The organism is Vannielia sp. SX4, assembly GCF_052828525.1.
The window spans coordinates 1,389,824-1,403,878 of the sequence record NZ_CM128247.1 but is presented as its reverse complement, the minus strand read 5'-3'; the positions used below and the strand labels follow the sequence as shown (position 1 = coordinate 1,403,878).

The following is a 14,055-nucleotide window of genomic DNA, read 5'->3' as shown; positions in this document are numbered from 1 at the left end:
CCTAGTGGCTTGTCTGGCCGGGCTCAAGGAAAAGCTGCCCCAGACGAGGGGCCGGCTGCCACGGCAGAGGGAGGATGCGCATGACATCGACCCTCCAGCTCATCGACCTTCTCGGCGCCGGGGCCTTGCTTCTCTGGGCGCTGCGAATGGTCAAGTCGGGCATCCTGGCCGGCTTTGGCGCCTCCCTGCGCAACGCTATCGCCAAGGGCACCGGACACCGGGTGAGTGCGGCGCTCTCGGGAATGCTGACCACCATCGCGGTGCAATCCTCCACCGCGACGGCGGTCATCGCGGGCTCTTTCGTGTCGCGCGACCTCATCGTGCCGCGCATGGCGCAGGCCGTGCTGCTCGGAGCCAACCTCGGAACCGCGCTGACCGCCGCGATCCTGGTGCATGATCTGCACTGGCTGGCGCCCGCACTGGTGCTGTGCGGCGTCATCACCCATGCCCGCAGCCGCCTGTCGCGAAGGCGCGGCATCGGCAAGGCACTGATCGGCCTCGGCCTCATGATCCTTGCCCTCGGGTTGCTCGGCGCGGCCACGGCGCCGCTGCGCGAGGCGGAGGTGACCACCGCGATCCTGTCGGCCCTGGCGCAGGGGCCGGTCTTCGGGCTGGCTCTGGCCGCCGCGTTGGCCTTCGCCTCCTCCTCCAGCCTTGCTGTCGTTCTGTTCGTGGCATTGCTGGCCGAGAGCGGCGATGTCAGCCCGCCGCTGGTGCTGGTACTGGTCGCCGGCGCCAATCTGGGCGGGGCGCTGCCGCCCTGCCTCGCCACGGGCGGCGACGGCCCGGAGGCGCGGCGCCTGACCCGCGGCAACCTTGCGGTGCGCGCCGCGGGGGCCGTGCTGGCGCTTGTGACGGCCGGTCTCGCCGGACCCGTTCTTGCCGGGAATGTGCCGGCCGGGGCGAACCTTGCCATCGTTGCGCACGTGGCCTTCAACACCATCCTCCTGCTGGTCTTCCTGCCGCTGCTCGGCCCGCTCGATCGGTTGACCCACCGGGTCTGGCCCGACCCCGAAGGCGCACGCGGCGAGCCCTCCTACCTCGACGACGCGGCGCTCGAAACGCCCGTGCTTGCGCTGGGGGGGGCCGCGCGCGAGGTGCTCCGCATGGGCGATACCGTCACCGAGATGATGGAGATCAACCTGCGCTCGCTGCTTGTCGACGACCCCGGTGCCGCCCGCGCGATCGGCCAGCTGGAGGACCGGGTCGATGCCGCCCTCTCGGAGGTCAAGCAGTACTTCGCACGGCTCGGCCGCACCGATCTGAACGACACCGATGCCGCGCGGATGCGCGAGATCCTCTCCTATGCGATCAACCTCGAGCATGTCGGCGACATCATCGACCGCGACCTGTGCGAGATGGCCCGCAAGAAGGCCGACAGGCAGGTCAGGTTCTCGCCTGCCGGCGAGGAGGAGATCAGCGAACTCTACCGCAAGACCCTGCTGAATCTGGAACTGGCGCAGTCGGTCTTTCTCAGCCGCGACGTGAACCTTGCGCGTCGCCTGACAGCGGAAAAAGTGCATGTGCGCCAGATCGAGGAGAGTTCGCAGAAGAAACACATAGAGCGGCTGCAGAACGGCCAGCCCGAAACCCTCGCCTCGACTTCGCTGCACCTCGACATCCTGCGCGATCTGAAGCGCATCAACGCCCATATCGCCGCGGTGGCCCTGCCGATCCTGTCCGAAGCCGGGGAACTCTCCGCCAGCCGGGTGACAACACTCCAAGACGCGAGTTGACGCCTCCGGCTGATGCGCTCCGGATTTTGCTTCATGTGAACGCAGTATTTTCCGCTGATCTTCTCGGCTCAGCGCCTGGCAGCATCTCGCCACATTCCGGACAGGCTATCGCGAAACCGTTCAAGGCCTCTGCTCGAAATCATCCCAGACAAGTGCCCGTGTCGAGCCGGCAAATTACACGCTGCAGAACCCGCTGGTCGATGGTACGCGGCTTGCACGATCATTGAACGTTGGGACCGCAAGCGATTTTCTTTCGGCTTTCGACAAGGATAAAGGCGTGAGGAATACGGCAACTACTACAACTGAGACTCTGACCGCTGTTCTGGACTTCGTGCAGGATGAGCAGCACCTTGTCTTGGCCCCCTAAAACCGTGCCACTGTACTGTCTGCGAGAGGGGAGATTTGGAACGGCGAGGGAACGACATTCGGACGAAGACATCTTGAAGCTGCTGCGTGAGATCGAGTTGAAGCTCAATGCGGGCGATGACGTGGCTTCTGCGTGCCGCAGTGTCGGGATCAGCGATGCGACGTATTACAACTGGCGGAAGCGTTTCGGCGGGATGGGACGCGCGCAGTTGTCGGAGATGAAGAGCCTGGAGAAAGAGAATGCTCGGCTGAAGAAGATCGTCGGGGAGTTGGAATTGGACAAGCTCGCCCTCAAGGAAAGCCTTAATCACCTAAAGCCCAGGGCCTGACTTCAGCGGAGCCTCGTCAGGCCTTCATTTACACACGCAAGACGCTCGCGACGTCACAAGGACGGACGTGCCGGGTGATTGGTGTGGCGCGGAGCTCCCTAGAGCACCGAACGGCCCCGAGAGATGATGATGCGCTACAGCCAGCGATCATCCGGCTGGCGAAGCAGTACGGTCGAAATGGCTATCGCAAGATTACTGAGCTGCTTCACGTAGACGGCTGGCGGGTCAACCACAAAAAGGTCGAGCGGCTCTGGCGCGTGGCCATAACCTCCCGACAGCGCTTCCTCCCAACGTGCTACGGGACCGAACTGACGTCGAAGGCCATGCTCAAGTGGCAGAAGGGTCGCCGTGTGGAACGGCATTACATCGCGCCGGGAAAGCTGATGCAGAACGGCTTCGTGGAGAGCTTCAACGGCCACCTGCGGGACGTGTGCCTGAACGAGCACCTGTACCTGTCTATGCGCCATGCCCGCCATCTGATTTCGGCATGGCGCGACGACTTTATCTACAACCACCACCGCCTGCACTCGAGCCTCAACGGACTTACCCTGCGGGAACATCACCAACGGTCAGAAGAGGACCAGTACCGGAGCAGAGCTAACTTATAAATGCGGACTCCTAGGGGAGCAGGTCACCAGACCCGATATGCCTTGTTTGAGCCGCGGATCCAATCATGGGCAGCGTCCTGCGCCTCTCTGGGTGCGCTGTATGCAAGTCAGAGTTGGGCGTATGTTCCCATTGCTGAAGTTGAGTACGAGAAATACGGAATTGCCCCGGACGCACCATATGATCCCAACGGTCCTAACCTCTTTTTGGCAGATCCCAGTCACAGGTCGCTAGCAACTGGTTGTGCGCTCCAACTCTGCATCGTGGAGGCAAACAACGTAGATGCGCTGGAAAGATGCATTGCCAAAAATGTCGATGGCGTCGATGACCACAAAGTCGACGATAGCAGTCCGCCAGAGGCCACGTTGGATTACTTGATCTTTTGAAGACGGTCCAACTGGGCCGGTCGCGACACGTCAGGTGGTCCGGGCTTGAAGCGCCCATCTTCCGTGATTCTGAGGGTGGTCTGTTGAGTAAGCTACTTTGTACCCGTTAACTGCGCACGCTTCCGCGCCAGACCATGCGGGATGTCAAGGTTACGGTGTGCGGCAGGTCCGTTGCGTTCTCAGCGAGATAGGCCACGGCCGCGTCGGCGATCTCGCTGACAGGTTGCCGAAAGGTGGTCAGCCCGTAGCTTTCCCATCCGGCCTGCTCAATATCGTCGAAGCCGATCAGTGACAGGTCTTCTGGAATGCGCAGCTTGAAGCGGCTACGGGCGGCGTCGGCCACCCCGCAGGCTATGAGGTCGGTGACGCAGAAGATCCCGTCGGGCCGTTCGGGTCGGGCAAGCAACTCGGTGCCAAGATCGAGCCCGGTGCGGTAGGAGGTGACGCCGCTGTCGACCTCCTGAATCGTCATCCCCGCCCGTGCTGCGGCCTCGCGGAAGCCCTTACCCCGGTCTACCAGGCTCGGCGTGCCGGCAGACGAACTGGCGAAGGCGAGGCGGCGGCAGCCAGCGGCGATAAGGCACGCGAAAGCCTGCGCCCCGGCCTCCCCGTCATCCAGCCTTATACGCAACGCGCCAGGACGCTCCTCGTCGCGGTTGATGAGCACCAGCCGCATCCCGTTGCGGAGGCAGGTCTCGGTGAGTGAGACGTCGGGCATCCCCGATAGCACGATAGCGGCATCGGTGCGGTAGGCGATGGCTTTGCGGACCGCGAAGGCGACACTTTCATCTGACCGGTCAGTGTTGATGAGCATGCCCACCTTGCCCGCGGCCTGAAGCCGGGCCGAGAGCGCGGCCAGAAGGTCGGAGCGGTAGGGTGTGTTGATCTCCGCGGCGATGAGCGCGACGATGCCGGAGTTCGAGGTGAGAAGCCCCCGCGCGAGATGGTTCACATGGTAGCCCAGTGTCTCGGCGGCGGCCTCGACCTTCGCCTTGGTCCTGGGTGAGACCGAGGCGCCGGGGGTGAAGGCCCGCGACACCGCCGCCCGCGAAACGCCCGCCAGCGCGGCCACGTCCTTGGCGCTCACCTGCTTCTTGGATTTCACCGGCTTTGCAATCCTGCGCATTGTGAAGTTCTGACTTCCTAGCCTAATTTCATAACGTTTTGTTGACAACTGGGGATTCGGCTCGCAAAGTCATGCACAGGTGTGCAAAACGCCAAGCCCCATCGTTCGGGGCCAAGGGAGGAAGTCATGAAAGCATTGAAATACGCCCTTCTGGGCGGTGTCGCCCTCGTTCCCGCTGCCGCGATGGCGGACGAGTTGAACCTGATCTGCTCGGCCGACGTGGTGATCTGCGAAAAGCTGGTCAGCGAGTTCGAGGCGAGCCATTCCGACATCGACGTGAATATGGTGCGCCTGTCGTCGGGCGAGGCCTATGCCAAGGTGCGCGCCGAGGGCCGCAACCCGCAGACCGACCTGTGGTGGGGCGGCACGGGCGACCCGCACCTGCAAGCGGCCAACGATGGCCTCTCGGCCGAGTACAAGTCACCGATGCTCGACGAGTTGCAGGACTGGGCCAAGGGCCAGGCCGAGGTGTCGAACTACCACACTGTGGGCGTCTACTCCGGCGCGCTGGGCTGGGGCTACAACACCGAGATCTTCGAACAGAAGGGTATCACCCCGCCGCAGTGCTGGGCCGACCTGCTCGACCCGGCCCTGAAGGGCGAGATTCAGATCGCCGACCCCAACTCCTCGGGCACCGCCTATACCACGCTGGCCACGCTGGTGCAGCTGATGGGGGAGGACGAGGCTTTCGACTTCCTGAAGAAGATGCACGCGAACGTCTCGCAATACACCAAGTCGGGCAGCGCCCCGGTGAAGGCGGCAGCGCGCGGCGAGACCGGCCTCGGGATCGTGTTCCAGCATGACGCCGTGGCACAGGCGGTCGAGGGCTTCCCCATCGCCGTGGTGGCGCCCTGCGAGGGCACCGGCTACGAGATCGGCTCGATGTCGATGATCGAGGGGGCGCAGAACCCGGAGTCCGCGAAGGTCTTCTACGACTGGGTTCTCACCGCCGACGTGCAGAACATTATGCCGGAGGCAGGCTCGTTCCAGATCCCGTCGAACGCCAGCGCCACCCCGCCGAAGGAAGCTCCTGATCTGTCGACCATCAAGCTGATCGACTACGACTTTGCCGAGTATGGCAGCGCCGAGCGGCGGCAGGCCTTACTGTCGCGCTGGGACCAGGAGATCGGCTCGCTGCCGCTCCAGTGAGCTGACCGTGCGCGCACATCCGACTGCGGGAGCGGCCCTTGAGTCGCTCCCGACCGGGCAACCTGACGGACGTATCGCCCCATGACCGAAAGAGACAACCGCAGGCTCGACGTGATCCTCGCGGCCGCAGTTTTCGCGCTTGTGGCCTTGCCCTGGTATCGCGTCCGCTCCGGTTTCTTCAGCTTCGAGTGGCTAGCAGACGTGTTCGGGTCCGAGGCACTCTGGCCCGGCCTGGTGCAGGCGGCCACCGGCCGCTGGCAGCTCTGGCCGCTGCTGCTGGTGCTCGGCGCTGCCGTGGCTCTCCGCCTCACCCGACAGCCCAACCAACGGGGCCTGGCGCTGATGGCCCTGGGGATCGCCGGGGTCGGCTGGATGCTGGCCGAGGGCCTTTCGATCGGGCTGCGCGGATGGAACTGGGGGCTGCTTGAGGCGGGGTTCGGTGAGGTCGCGGGACAGCCGGCCTTCGGGGCGGGCGCGGTCTGCCTCGGGATCGTCTTCGCGCTCTTGGTCGCCTTCGGCGCGGCCGAGCGTGGCGCTCTCAAGGGCGACGCCTTCGTGCTCGGCGCGATAATCCTGCTGATCGGGCTGGTCGGCGTCTTCGTCTTCTACCCGCTGCTGTCGATGTTCACCGGAGCGTTCCAGTCCTTCGACGGCTCCTTCACCACCGAGGGCGTCAGCCGCAACATCGCCGACCCCAAGATCTGGTCGCTCGCCTGCCTCTGGGGCGGCAATTGCGGGGTGGCTTGGCGGACGTTCTTCCTTGCCCTCTGCACCGCGACCGGCTCCACCTTTCTCGGGCTCGTCTTCGCCCTCGTCGCAACCCGCACCGGGTTTCGCTACAAGAAATCCCTGCGCCTGCTGACCGTACTGCCGATCATCACCCCGCCCTTCGTGGTGGGACTCGCGCTGACCATGCTGCTCGGACGTTCGGGCACGCTGACGCAGGCGATCGAGGCGGCAACGGGGTGGGAGCTGGGGCGCTGGCTCTACGGGCTCACCGGCATCTGGATCGCGCAGATGCTCAGCTTCACGCCCATTTCCTTCCTCGTCCTCATCGGCGTCGTCGACGGCATCAGCCCGTCGATGGAGGAGGCCAGCCAGACCCTGCGCTCCGACCGCTGGCGCACCTTCCGCAAGGTCTCGCTGCCGCTGATGGCGCCCGGCCTCGCCAATGCCTTCCTGATCGGCTTCATCGAGTCGATGGCCGATTTCGGCAATCCGCTGGTGCTGGGCGGCTCGGGGGGCGTGCTCTCGACTGAGATCTTCTTCGCCGTGGTCGGCGCGCAGAACGACCCCTCGCGCGCCGCCGTGCTGGCCACGGTCCTGCTCGGGTTCACCCTCTCGGCCTTCCTCGCGCAGCGGCTCTGGCTCTCGGGGCGCAACTTCGCCACCGTGACCGGCAAGGGCGACGGGGGCCGGCACATCCGGCTGCCGCGCCGAGTGGCCTGGCCGGTCATCACTATCGCCATAGCCTGGGCCGCCTTCACCATCGTGGTCTACGCGATGATCCTCTTCGGCGGCTTCGTGAAGACCTGGGGCCTCGACCACACGCTCACCTTCGAGCACTACATCCGGGCCTTCGGGGTGGGGTGGGACGGCGGCATCACCTGGATCGGCGTGGCCTGGAACAGCTTCTGGACCACCATGGAAATCGCCCTGATCGCCGCGCCGCTCACCGCCGCCGTGGGGCTGCTCACCGCCTGGCTGATCGTGCGCCAGCGGTTCCCGGGCCGCTCGACCTTCGAGTTCGCGCTGATGATGAGCTTCGCCATTCCGGGCACGGTGATCGGGATCAGCTACATCATGGCCTTCAATCTGCCGCCCTTGCAGATGACCGGCACGGCGGCGATCCTCATCGCCTGCTTCGTCTTCCGCAACATGCCAGTGGGCGTGCGGGGCGGCATCGCAGCGATGGCGCAACTCGACGGCTCGCTCGACGAGGCATCGCTCTCTCTGGGCGCAGGCTCGGGGCGGACGATGCGCAAAGTGATCCTTCCGCTGATGCGGCCCGCGATCCTCGCGGCTCTGGTCTACAGCTTCGTGCGCGCGATTACGTCGATCTCGGCGGTGATCTTCCTCGTCAGCGCAAAGTACAACATGGCCACGGCCTACATTGTCGGGCTGGTGGAGAACGGCGAATACGGCATCGCCATCGCCTATTCCTCGGTTCTGATCCTGGTGATGATTACCGTCATCGGCGGCTTCCAGCTGCTGGTCGGCGAGCGCCGCATCCGCCGTGCCGAGGACAAGCCCCAGCCCCAACCGACGGAGCCCGCAACATGACCCAGACCCGAGGCGCGGTGGCGTTTCGCAGCGTCCGAAAGACCTTCGGCGCCTTCACCGCGATCCCCGACCTGACGCTCGACATCGCGCCGGGCGAGCTGGTCACGCTGCTCGGCCCCTCCGGCTGCGGCAAGACCACCACGCTCAGGATGCTCGCCGGTCTCGAAAGCCCGACCGAGGGGCAGATCCTGATCGGAGGGAATGACGTAACGCGCCTGCCCGCCAACCGGCGTGACGTGTCGATGGTGTTCCAGAGCTACGCGCTCTTTCCGCACATGCGGGTCGGGCAGAACGTGTCCTACGGTTTGGAGTCGGGCGGGATGAAGCCGGCCGAGGCGAAGGCTCGCGCCGAACAGGCGCTGGAGCTGGTAGGGCTCGAGGGCCTTGCGGAGCGGCTGCCGGCGGAGCTTTCAGGTGGGCAGCAGCAGCGGGTGGCTGTGGCGCGGGCGCTGGTGCTGGAGCCGCAGGTGCTGCTGCTAGACGAGCCGCTCTCGAACCTCGATGCCCGATTGCGCCGCAAGGTGCGGACCGACATTCGCGAATTGCAGCAGCGGCTAGGATTCACTGCCGTCTATGTAACCCATGATCAGGAGGAGGCGCTGGCCGTGTCCGACCGGATTGTGGTGATGAAGGATGGCAGGATCGCCCAGATGGGCACGCCGAGGGAGCTTTACGAGGCGCCCGTCTCTGAATTTATCGCCGACTTCATCGGCGAGGCGAACGTGGTGGAAGGGCGGGTGCTGTCGGTTGCCGGCGGCGAGGCGCAGGTCGATGTTGGCGGGGTAACGGTGGCGCTGCCGGCGCGAGGCTTGCCTGCCGGCCCGGCCCGGCTCTCGCTGCGCTCCAACGCGCTGCGGGTGAAGACCGAGGGCGAAGGCATGGCGGGCAAGGTCGCCACCTCGGCCTATCTCGGCGACCACGTGGAATACGAGATCGACGGGCCGCTGGGGCGGATATTCGTGGTCGACGATGAAAGCGACGTGCCGCTGCCCGTGGGCACACCCGTCGCATTGGAGGTGCGCCCGCGCGGCGTGGCGCTGATCCCGGAGGAAAGATGACCGAGACCGACATACTCGCCCACAGGCTGGCACGCGCCACGGAGGTGGCACAGGTGGCCGGTGCGCTGGCGCTGAAGTATTTCCACGCCCGCGACCAACTGGTGATCGAGACCAAGCGCCACCCGTCCGACCTAGTGTCGGAGGCCGACCGCGAGGTCGAGACGCTGATCCGCGATGCGCTCGGCGCTGCTTTCGCCGAGGATGCCATGCTGGGCGAGGAGCACGGGCTGACCGAGGGCAGCTCGGGTTTCACCTGGGTAATCGACCCGATTGACGGGACCTTGCCGTATCTCGCCGGTCTGCCCGGGTGGTGCGTATCGATCGGCGGGTGCGACGCGGACGGCCCGGCGCTAGGCGTGATTTATGCCCCCGTTCTGGGCGAACTCTTCGTGGCGGCTCGCGGGCACGGTGCTCTGCTGAACGGCGCTCCGATCCGGGCCAGCCAAGGCGACCTGCGGTCGGGCCTATTGGGGATCGGAGCGAACGACCGGGTCGAGAGTGCGCGGGTCGGGCAGATGTTGACCGGGCTGATGGACGCGGGCTCGTCCTGGGTGCGCTACGGCTCGGGTGCGCTGATGCTGGCCTGGGCCGCCGCAGGGCGCCTCGTGGGCTATGCCGAGCCGCGGATGAGCGCGTGGGACTGCATGGCAGGGTACACGTTGATCACCGAGGCCGGGGGGCGGGTGCTGCCGTTTCCGGACGGATCGGGGCTGACAAAGCCTGCGCCGGTGCTAGGCGCAGCCGCCGCGGCCTATGACGAACTGGAGCGGATATGCGCGTTTGGGACCGAGAAAAACTGGTAGTGGCGAGGAGAGAGAAAACAGCCACGGGCCCATGCGATCTGAGTTTGCTCTTCTTGATCGTGCGAGGGGAGCACCTGACCTTTCTGCGAGCTGAGCCAATGTCTGCTAGGGCATAGACGCATTTTAGCACCAGAAGCGCGGGCAAGCAGCAGCTATGAGCCGATCCCCGACTTTGTCAAAAAGGCGGAGAGCAGAGCTTTGCCGCGATGCCGCGATGCCGCGAGAAAGTGCTCAGTCTAAGTGGAGCCGACCTTCAACACGTTCAAACTATGCAGCGCTGTTTCAGGTCACGCGGAGCGAGCGTTCAAAGCTGCACGAGGATAAACTCGCACCGCCCCGTCCATTCGGTGCATTACTCGGTCTTGAAGCTGGCGCCGCAGGACAACCACGCTCGGGCCTTGTCAGACATGACGATCTACCCGGCTCCAAAGGCCGATCCGCAAAGTACCCGAACGGCGTGCTAATGGGACAGTACCAAATGGATAATCGGCGTGTCGATCGCGGCGGGCACTCTGTCGATCACCTCTTGCGCCTCGGCGATCACCGCGCTGTCATCTCCAATGATCGCACACGAACTGGGCTCCACCTAGGCGGTGAAGGCGTGGAGCCCTCGCCGACTTCGGTGAATGGCCTCTTCATTTCGGGAAAATCCCCTTGGGATGCCAAGACCCTGGCACAGGTGGGGCGTCTCTCGATATTCGGTATCTCAGCCGTGGGATGCAAATCCGGCGGCGAGCGCGTTCAGGATCGTGGTGACGTCCACTTCGGTCAGAACGAGCGGCGGCGACAGGATGATGTTGTTGCCAGACACCCGCACCATCGCGCCATTCTCATAGGTGGTGCGGTGGATTGACCCGATGGTTTTCTTGTCGATCGGGGTTTTCGTGGCGGGGTCCGAAACAAGCTCGAGCGCGCACATGAGCCCATGTCCACCGCGCACGTCGCCGATCAAGGCATGTGTTTCCTGCAGAGCCAACAGCCCTTCATGAAGCTGCTTGCCGCGCGCGGCTGCGTTGTCCTTGACCGACAGGCGCTCGGTTTCCTTCAGGCAGGCGATGGCGGCTGCAGCACCTACGGGGTGCCCGGAATAGGTATAGCCGGACCCGATGGCCCCCTTGCCGCGGGTGTCGGCTTCGAACACTTCCGCGACAGCGTCAGAGATCATGACTGCACCGAAGGGGAAGTACCCGTTGGTGATGGCCTTGGCGGTGCACATCATATCCGGCTGCACGCCCCAGTGGCGCGACCCGCTCCAGCTGCCGGCGCGACCAAAGGCGGTGATGACCTCGTCGGCGATCAGGAGAATTCCGTGGCGGTTGCAGATCTCGCGCACGCCGGGCATGAAACTTTCATGGGGTGGGATCACCCCCCCGGCCCCAAGGATCGGCTCCATTATGAAGGCTGCGATGGTGTCAGCCCCCTGAAACTTGATCTCATCCTCCAACGCGGCAAGGCACAACTGGGCAAGGCGCTCCGGATCGGTTTCGTTGAAGGGGTTGCGATAGGTGTAAGGCGCGGGGATATGGTAGCAGCCCGCCATCAGCGGTTCGTATTGCGTGCGGAAATTCGCGTTGCCATTGACCGAAGCCCCGAGGGTATGGGTCCCGTGATAGCCCTTCTTGAGACTCAGGAACTTCACCCGGCCCGCCTCTCCGCGCACCTTGTGGTACTGGCGCGCCAGCCGCAGCGCGACCTCAACGGAATCCGATCCGCCAGAAGTAAAGAACGCGCGGCTAAGCCCATCGGGCGCAAAGAAATCTCTGAGCATCCAGCTGAGCTCGATCACCGCGTCGTTCGATGTTCCGCGGAAAATCGAGTAGTAGGGCAATTTGTCCAGCTGCCCGGCAATCGCCGCTTTCACGGGCACGCAAGAATAACCAAGGTTCACGTTCCAGAGGCCGCCAACGGCATCCACTGTACGGTGGCCATCCACGTCGACGATCTCGACCCCTTCGCCTTCTGTGATGATATCAGGCGGGTTGGCGAGGCTGTCAGCGGGATGCGCCATCGGGTGCCACAGATGGCGGGCGTTGTTTTCCTTGAGAAAATTTATGTCTTTCATGGCAGCACCTTGTCGGCTTGCAGCATCCCCAGCGCGGTTGCATAGCTCTCGCCTGGACGGGTTACATCGAAGTGGACGAAGGGCATGCCAACCGCTTCGGCACCCTTCAGGTTCTTTTTCTGGTCATCGACAAAGACGCAGTCCGAAGCGGGCATCCCAAGGCCATCCGTGACAAAGTCAAGGGCCCGCGTGTCGGGCTTCAGGATGCCCGTATAGGTCGCATCCACGATCAAGTTGAAATCGGCCAGGAACGGCAGCTTCTTGCGGAAATCCTCGCCATAGAAGAGGTCGAGCTCATTCGACAGGATCGCAAGACGGTGACCTTCGGCCTTGGCCTGCGCGATGGCGTCCAGCGCCTCGGGACGGATCACTGCGGCCGGATCGGCCCCGCGCACCCGGGCGATGAATTGCGGAAATTCCGTCCACGTCTCGCCGATCAGCGCCCCGGTCTCGGACATGCGCAAGGTCCAATAGTCGCGCTCGGTCATCTCGCCGGCCTGCATTGCCCGCCAAGGGGCGTCAGCCTCTGGTGCAAACGGCCCGCGCCAGTCCAAGGTTCCGGGCGCAAGGCCGAGGGCGGCCTCGGACAGGGCGTGTGTTTCGAACAGGGTCTTCGAGATCACCCCGCCAAAGTCGAGAACAAGGGCCTTGGTCATAGCTTGATCCACGCCGTCTTGAGGTCAAAGAACTTGTCGAAGGCGTGCAGAGACTTGTCATGCCCGTTGCCGGATTGCTTGACACCGCCCAGTGGCACTGTGACGTCCGCGCCGCCATAGGTGTTTACATGGACGACGCCCGCCCTGATCGCCCGCACCATCCTGTGAGCGCGCGACAGATCGGCGGTCCAGACCGCCGCGGCCAGGCCAAACTCCGTATCGTTGGCGATGCGAACGGCCTCTTCCTCCGTGTCGAAGGGTATGACCGCCAAAACAGGACCGAACACCTCGTGCTGAGCAACGGCATCCCCCGGCTGCACCCCCGCAACGATCGTCGGCGCCATGAAGAAGCCGCCAGTCTCTTGAAGGATGCGCTCACCGCCCGTCACGATCTGCCGACCGGCGGCCCGCGCCTCAGCGACGAACCGCAGGTTCTGTGCCAACTGGCGTTCGGAGTTGATCGCGCCTGCCGAGGTTTCGGGATCCAGCGGATCACCGACCTTCATCGCCTCGGCATGCACTTTCAGCTTTTCGACAAAGGCGTCGTGGATGCTGCGTTCGACCAGCAGGCGCGAGCCCGCAACGCAAACCTGCCCGGAATTGCGGAAGGTTCCATGGGCCGAAACCTTGGCCGCCTCGTCGAGATCGGGTGCGTCAGAAAAGACCACGTTAGGCGACTTGCCACCAAGCTCGAGATAAACCCGTTTGAAGTTCGACCGCGCGGACGCCTCAAGCAAGCGCCGCCCAGTTCCGCCGGACCCGGTGAACACCAGAACATCCACATCCATGCTTTCGGCAATGGCTGCGCCGACCACGGCGCCCTCTCCGGTGACGACGTTCAGCACGCCCGGCGGCAGCCCTGCCTCCAACGCCAGTTCGGCAATCCGGAGAAGGGTGAGAGACGCGGTTTCGGCAGGCTTGAGCACCACGCTGCACCCGGCGGCCAAGGCAGGACCCAGCTTCCATGCCCCGATCATCAGCGGGAAGTTCCAGGGCACGATGGCCCCGACCACGCCCACCGGCTCCTTGTGGATCAAACCCAGCGTGCCCGGCGCTGTTGGCGCGATCTCACCGTAAACCTTATCAATGGCCTCGGCGAAGTAGCGGATCGTTCCGGCGGCGGACATCGGCTCGGCCTTCAGCGCCATGGAGATTTCCGTGCCGTTGTTGCGCACGCCAAGAACCGCCAGTTCGACCGCATTTGCCTCGATCAGGTCGGCCCATTTCAGCAAGACCTTCTTGCGCGCGGCGGGTGCCAGACCAGCCCAGCGACCGTCATCGAAGGCGCGGCGGGCTGCAGATATCGCAGCTTTTGCATCGTTTGGCGTACCGCGTGCCATTGTCGTCAGCACAGCGCCGTCCAAGGGCGATATCACATCCATGGCGGTGCCATCGCTGGCAGCGCGCGCCTCTCCATCGATCAGGTGGAGAGCGGGCGGGACGGGCGCCCCGGACAGATCTTGCAGTTGGGCTTTGCTTAGCATTGGTTCATTTA

The 14,055-nt window shown here is 64.4% G+C and carries 10 protein-coding genes and 2 pseudogenes; 8 read left to right on the top strand and 4 right to left on the bottom strand.

Going from position 1 to position 14,055, the window contains the following annotated elements:
* The first annotated feature begins 80 nt into the window (after positions 1 to 80).
* The 4 genes and pseudogenes from ACUXVX_RS07050 to ACUXVX_RS07035 all read left to right on the top strand — a co-directional run.
* A complete protein-coding gene (locus ACUXVX_RS07050) occupies positions 81 to 1,736 on the top strand; it encodes a Na/Pi cotransporter family protein (protein ID WP_446310967.1) in 1,656 nt (551 codons plus the stop codon).
* Positions 1,737 to 2,176: 440 nt separating this feature from the next.
* The gene (locus tag ACUXVX_RS07045; protein WP_446310966.1) at positions 2,177 to 2,431 is read left to right on the top strand and encodes a transposase; all 255 of its coding nucleotides are present in this window, start codon (positions 2,177 to 2,179) and stop codon (positions 2,429 to 2,431) included.
* A gap of 74 nt (positions 2,432 to 2,505) precedes the next feature.
* A pseudogene (locus ACUXVX_RS07040) lies at positions 2,506 to 2,631 on the top strand (IS3 family transposase); the annotation flags it as partial.
* Positions 2,632 to 2,730: 99 nt separating this feature from the next.
* Positions 2,731 to 3,039, top strand: a pseudogene (locus tag ACUXVX_RS07035) (integrase core domain-containing protein); the annotation flags it as partial.
* A gap of 490 nt (positions 3,040 to 3,529) precedes the next feature.
* Here the strand turns inward: ACUXVX_RS07035 and ACUXVX_RS07030 are convergent.
* Positions 3,530 to 4,549, bottom strand: a complete 1,020-nt coding sequence (locus ACUXVX_RS07030; protein WP_446310965.1) for a LacI family DNA-binding transcriptional regulator — start codon at positions 4,547 to 4,549, stop codon at positions 3,530 to 3,532.
* 126 nt (positions 4,550 to 4,675) lie between these two features.
* Here ACUXVX_RS07030 and ACUXVX_RS07025 point away from each other — a divergent pair, with 126 nt between their 5' ends.
* From ACUXVX_RS07025 to ACUXVX_RS07010, 4 genes are all read left to right on the top strand, one after another.
* On the top strand, positions 4,676 to 5,698 hold the full coding sequence (locus tag ACUXVX_RS07025; RefSeq protein WP_446310964.1) for an ABC transporter substrate-binding protein: 1,023 nt from the start codon (positions 4,676 to 4,678) through the stop codon (positions 5,696 to 5,698).
* A gap of 81 nt (positions 5,699 to 5,779) precedes the next feature.
* On the top strand, positions 5,780 to 7,981 hold the full coding sequence (locus ACUXVX_RS07020; RefSeq protein WP_446310963.1) for an ABC transporter permease: 2,202 nt from the start codon (positions 5,780 to 5,782) through the stop codon (positions 7,979 to 7,981).
* Positions 7,978 to 9,039: an ABC transporter ATP-binding protein gene (locus ACUXVX_RS07015; protein WP_446310962.1), complete on the top strand. Its 1,062-nt coding sequence runs from the start codon at positions 7,978 to 7,980 to the stop codon at positions 9,037 to 9,039. The genes ACUXVX_RS07020 and ACUXVX_RS07015 overlap by 4 nt, the downstream gene beginning before the upstream one ends.
* Entirely contained in the window at positions 9,036 to 9,842 is an 807-nt protein-coding gene (locus ACUXVX_RS07010; RefSeq protein WP_446310961.1) for an inositol monophosphatase family protein, read from the top strand. The genes ACUXVX_RS07015 and ACUXVX_RS07010 overlap by 4 nt, the downstream gene beginning before the upstream one ends.
* Before the next feature lie 706 nt (positions 9,843 to 10,548).
* Here the strand turns inward: ACUXVX_RS07010 and ACUXVX_RS07005 are convergent.
* From ACUXVX_RS07005 to ACUXVX_RS06995, 3 genes are read right to left on the bottom strand one after another with little or no spacing between them, the layout of a single operon-like run.
* Entirely contained in the window at positions 10,549 to 11,904 is a 1,356-nt protein-coding gene (locus ACUXVX_RS07005) for an aminotransferase class III-fold pyridoxal phosphate-dependent enzyme (protein WP_446310960.1), read from the bottom strand.
* Complete coding sequence (locus tag ACUXVX_RS07000; RefSeq protein ID WP_446310959.1) at positions 11,901 to 12,560, bottom strand: HAD-IA family hydrolase; 660 nt, start codon at positions 12,558 to 12,560, stop codon at positions 11,901 to 11,903. The genes ACUXVX_RS07005 and ACUXVX_RS07000 overlap by 4 nt, the downstream gene beginning before the upstream one ends.
* Positions 12,557 to 14,044, bottom strand: coding sequence for an aldehyde dehydrogenase (locus ACUXVX_RS06995; protein WP_446311515.1), 1,488 nt, complete (start codon positions 14,042 to 14,044; stop codon positions 12,557 to 12,559). Before ACUXVX_RS06995 ends, ACUXVX_RS07000 begins: the two co-directional genes overlap by 4 nt.
* Positions 14,045 to 14,055 lie beyond the last annotated feature (11 nt).

What these genes read in the sequence shown, in the direction of transcription:
- ACUXVX_RS07050 (WP_446310967.1), top strand. Translation starts at nt 81, where the DNA reads ATGACATCGACCCTCCAGCTCATCGACCTTCTCGGCGCCGGGGCCTTG.
- ACUXVX_RS07030 (WP_446310965.1), bottom strand. Translation starts at nt 4,549, where the DNA reads ATGCGCAGGATTGCAAAGCCGGTGAAATCCAAGAAGCAGGTGAGCGCC.
- ACUXVX_RS07025 (WP_446310964.1), top strand. Translation starts at nt 4,676, where the DNA reads ATGAAAGCATTGAAATACGCCCTTCTGGGCGGTGTCGCCCTCGTTCCC.
- ACUXVX_RS07020 (WP_446310963.1), top strand. Translation starts at nt 5,780, where the DNA reads ATGACCGAAAGAGACAACCGCAGGCTCGACGTGATCCTCGCGGCCGCA.
- ACUXVX_RS07015 (WP_446310962.1), top strand. Translation starts at nt 7,978, where the DNA reads ATGACCCAGACCCGAGGCGCGGTGGCGTTTCGCAGCGTCCGAAAGACC.
- ACUXVX_RS07010 (WP_446310961.1), top strand. Translation starts at nt 9,036, where the DNA reads ATGACCGAGACCGACATACTCGCCCACAGGCTGGCACGCGCCACGGAG.
- ACUXVX_RS07005 (WP_446310960.1), bottom strand. Translation starts at nt 11,904, where the DNA reads ATGAAAGACATAAATTTTCTCAAGGAAAACAACGCCCGCCATCTGTGG.
- ACUXVX_RS07000 (WP_446310959.1), bottom strand. Translation starts at nt 12,560, where the DNA reads ATGACCAAGGCCCTTGTTCTCGACTTTGGCGGGGTGATCTCGAAGACC.
- ACUXVX_RS06995 (WP_446311515.1), bottom strand. Translation starts at nt 14,044, where the DNA reads ATGCTAAGCAAAGCCCAACTGCAAGATCTGTCCGGGGCGCCCGTCCCG.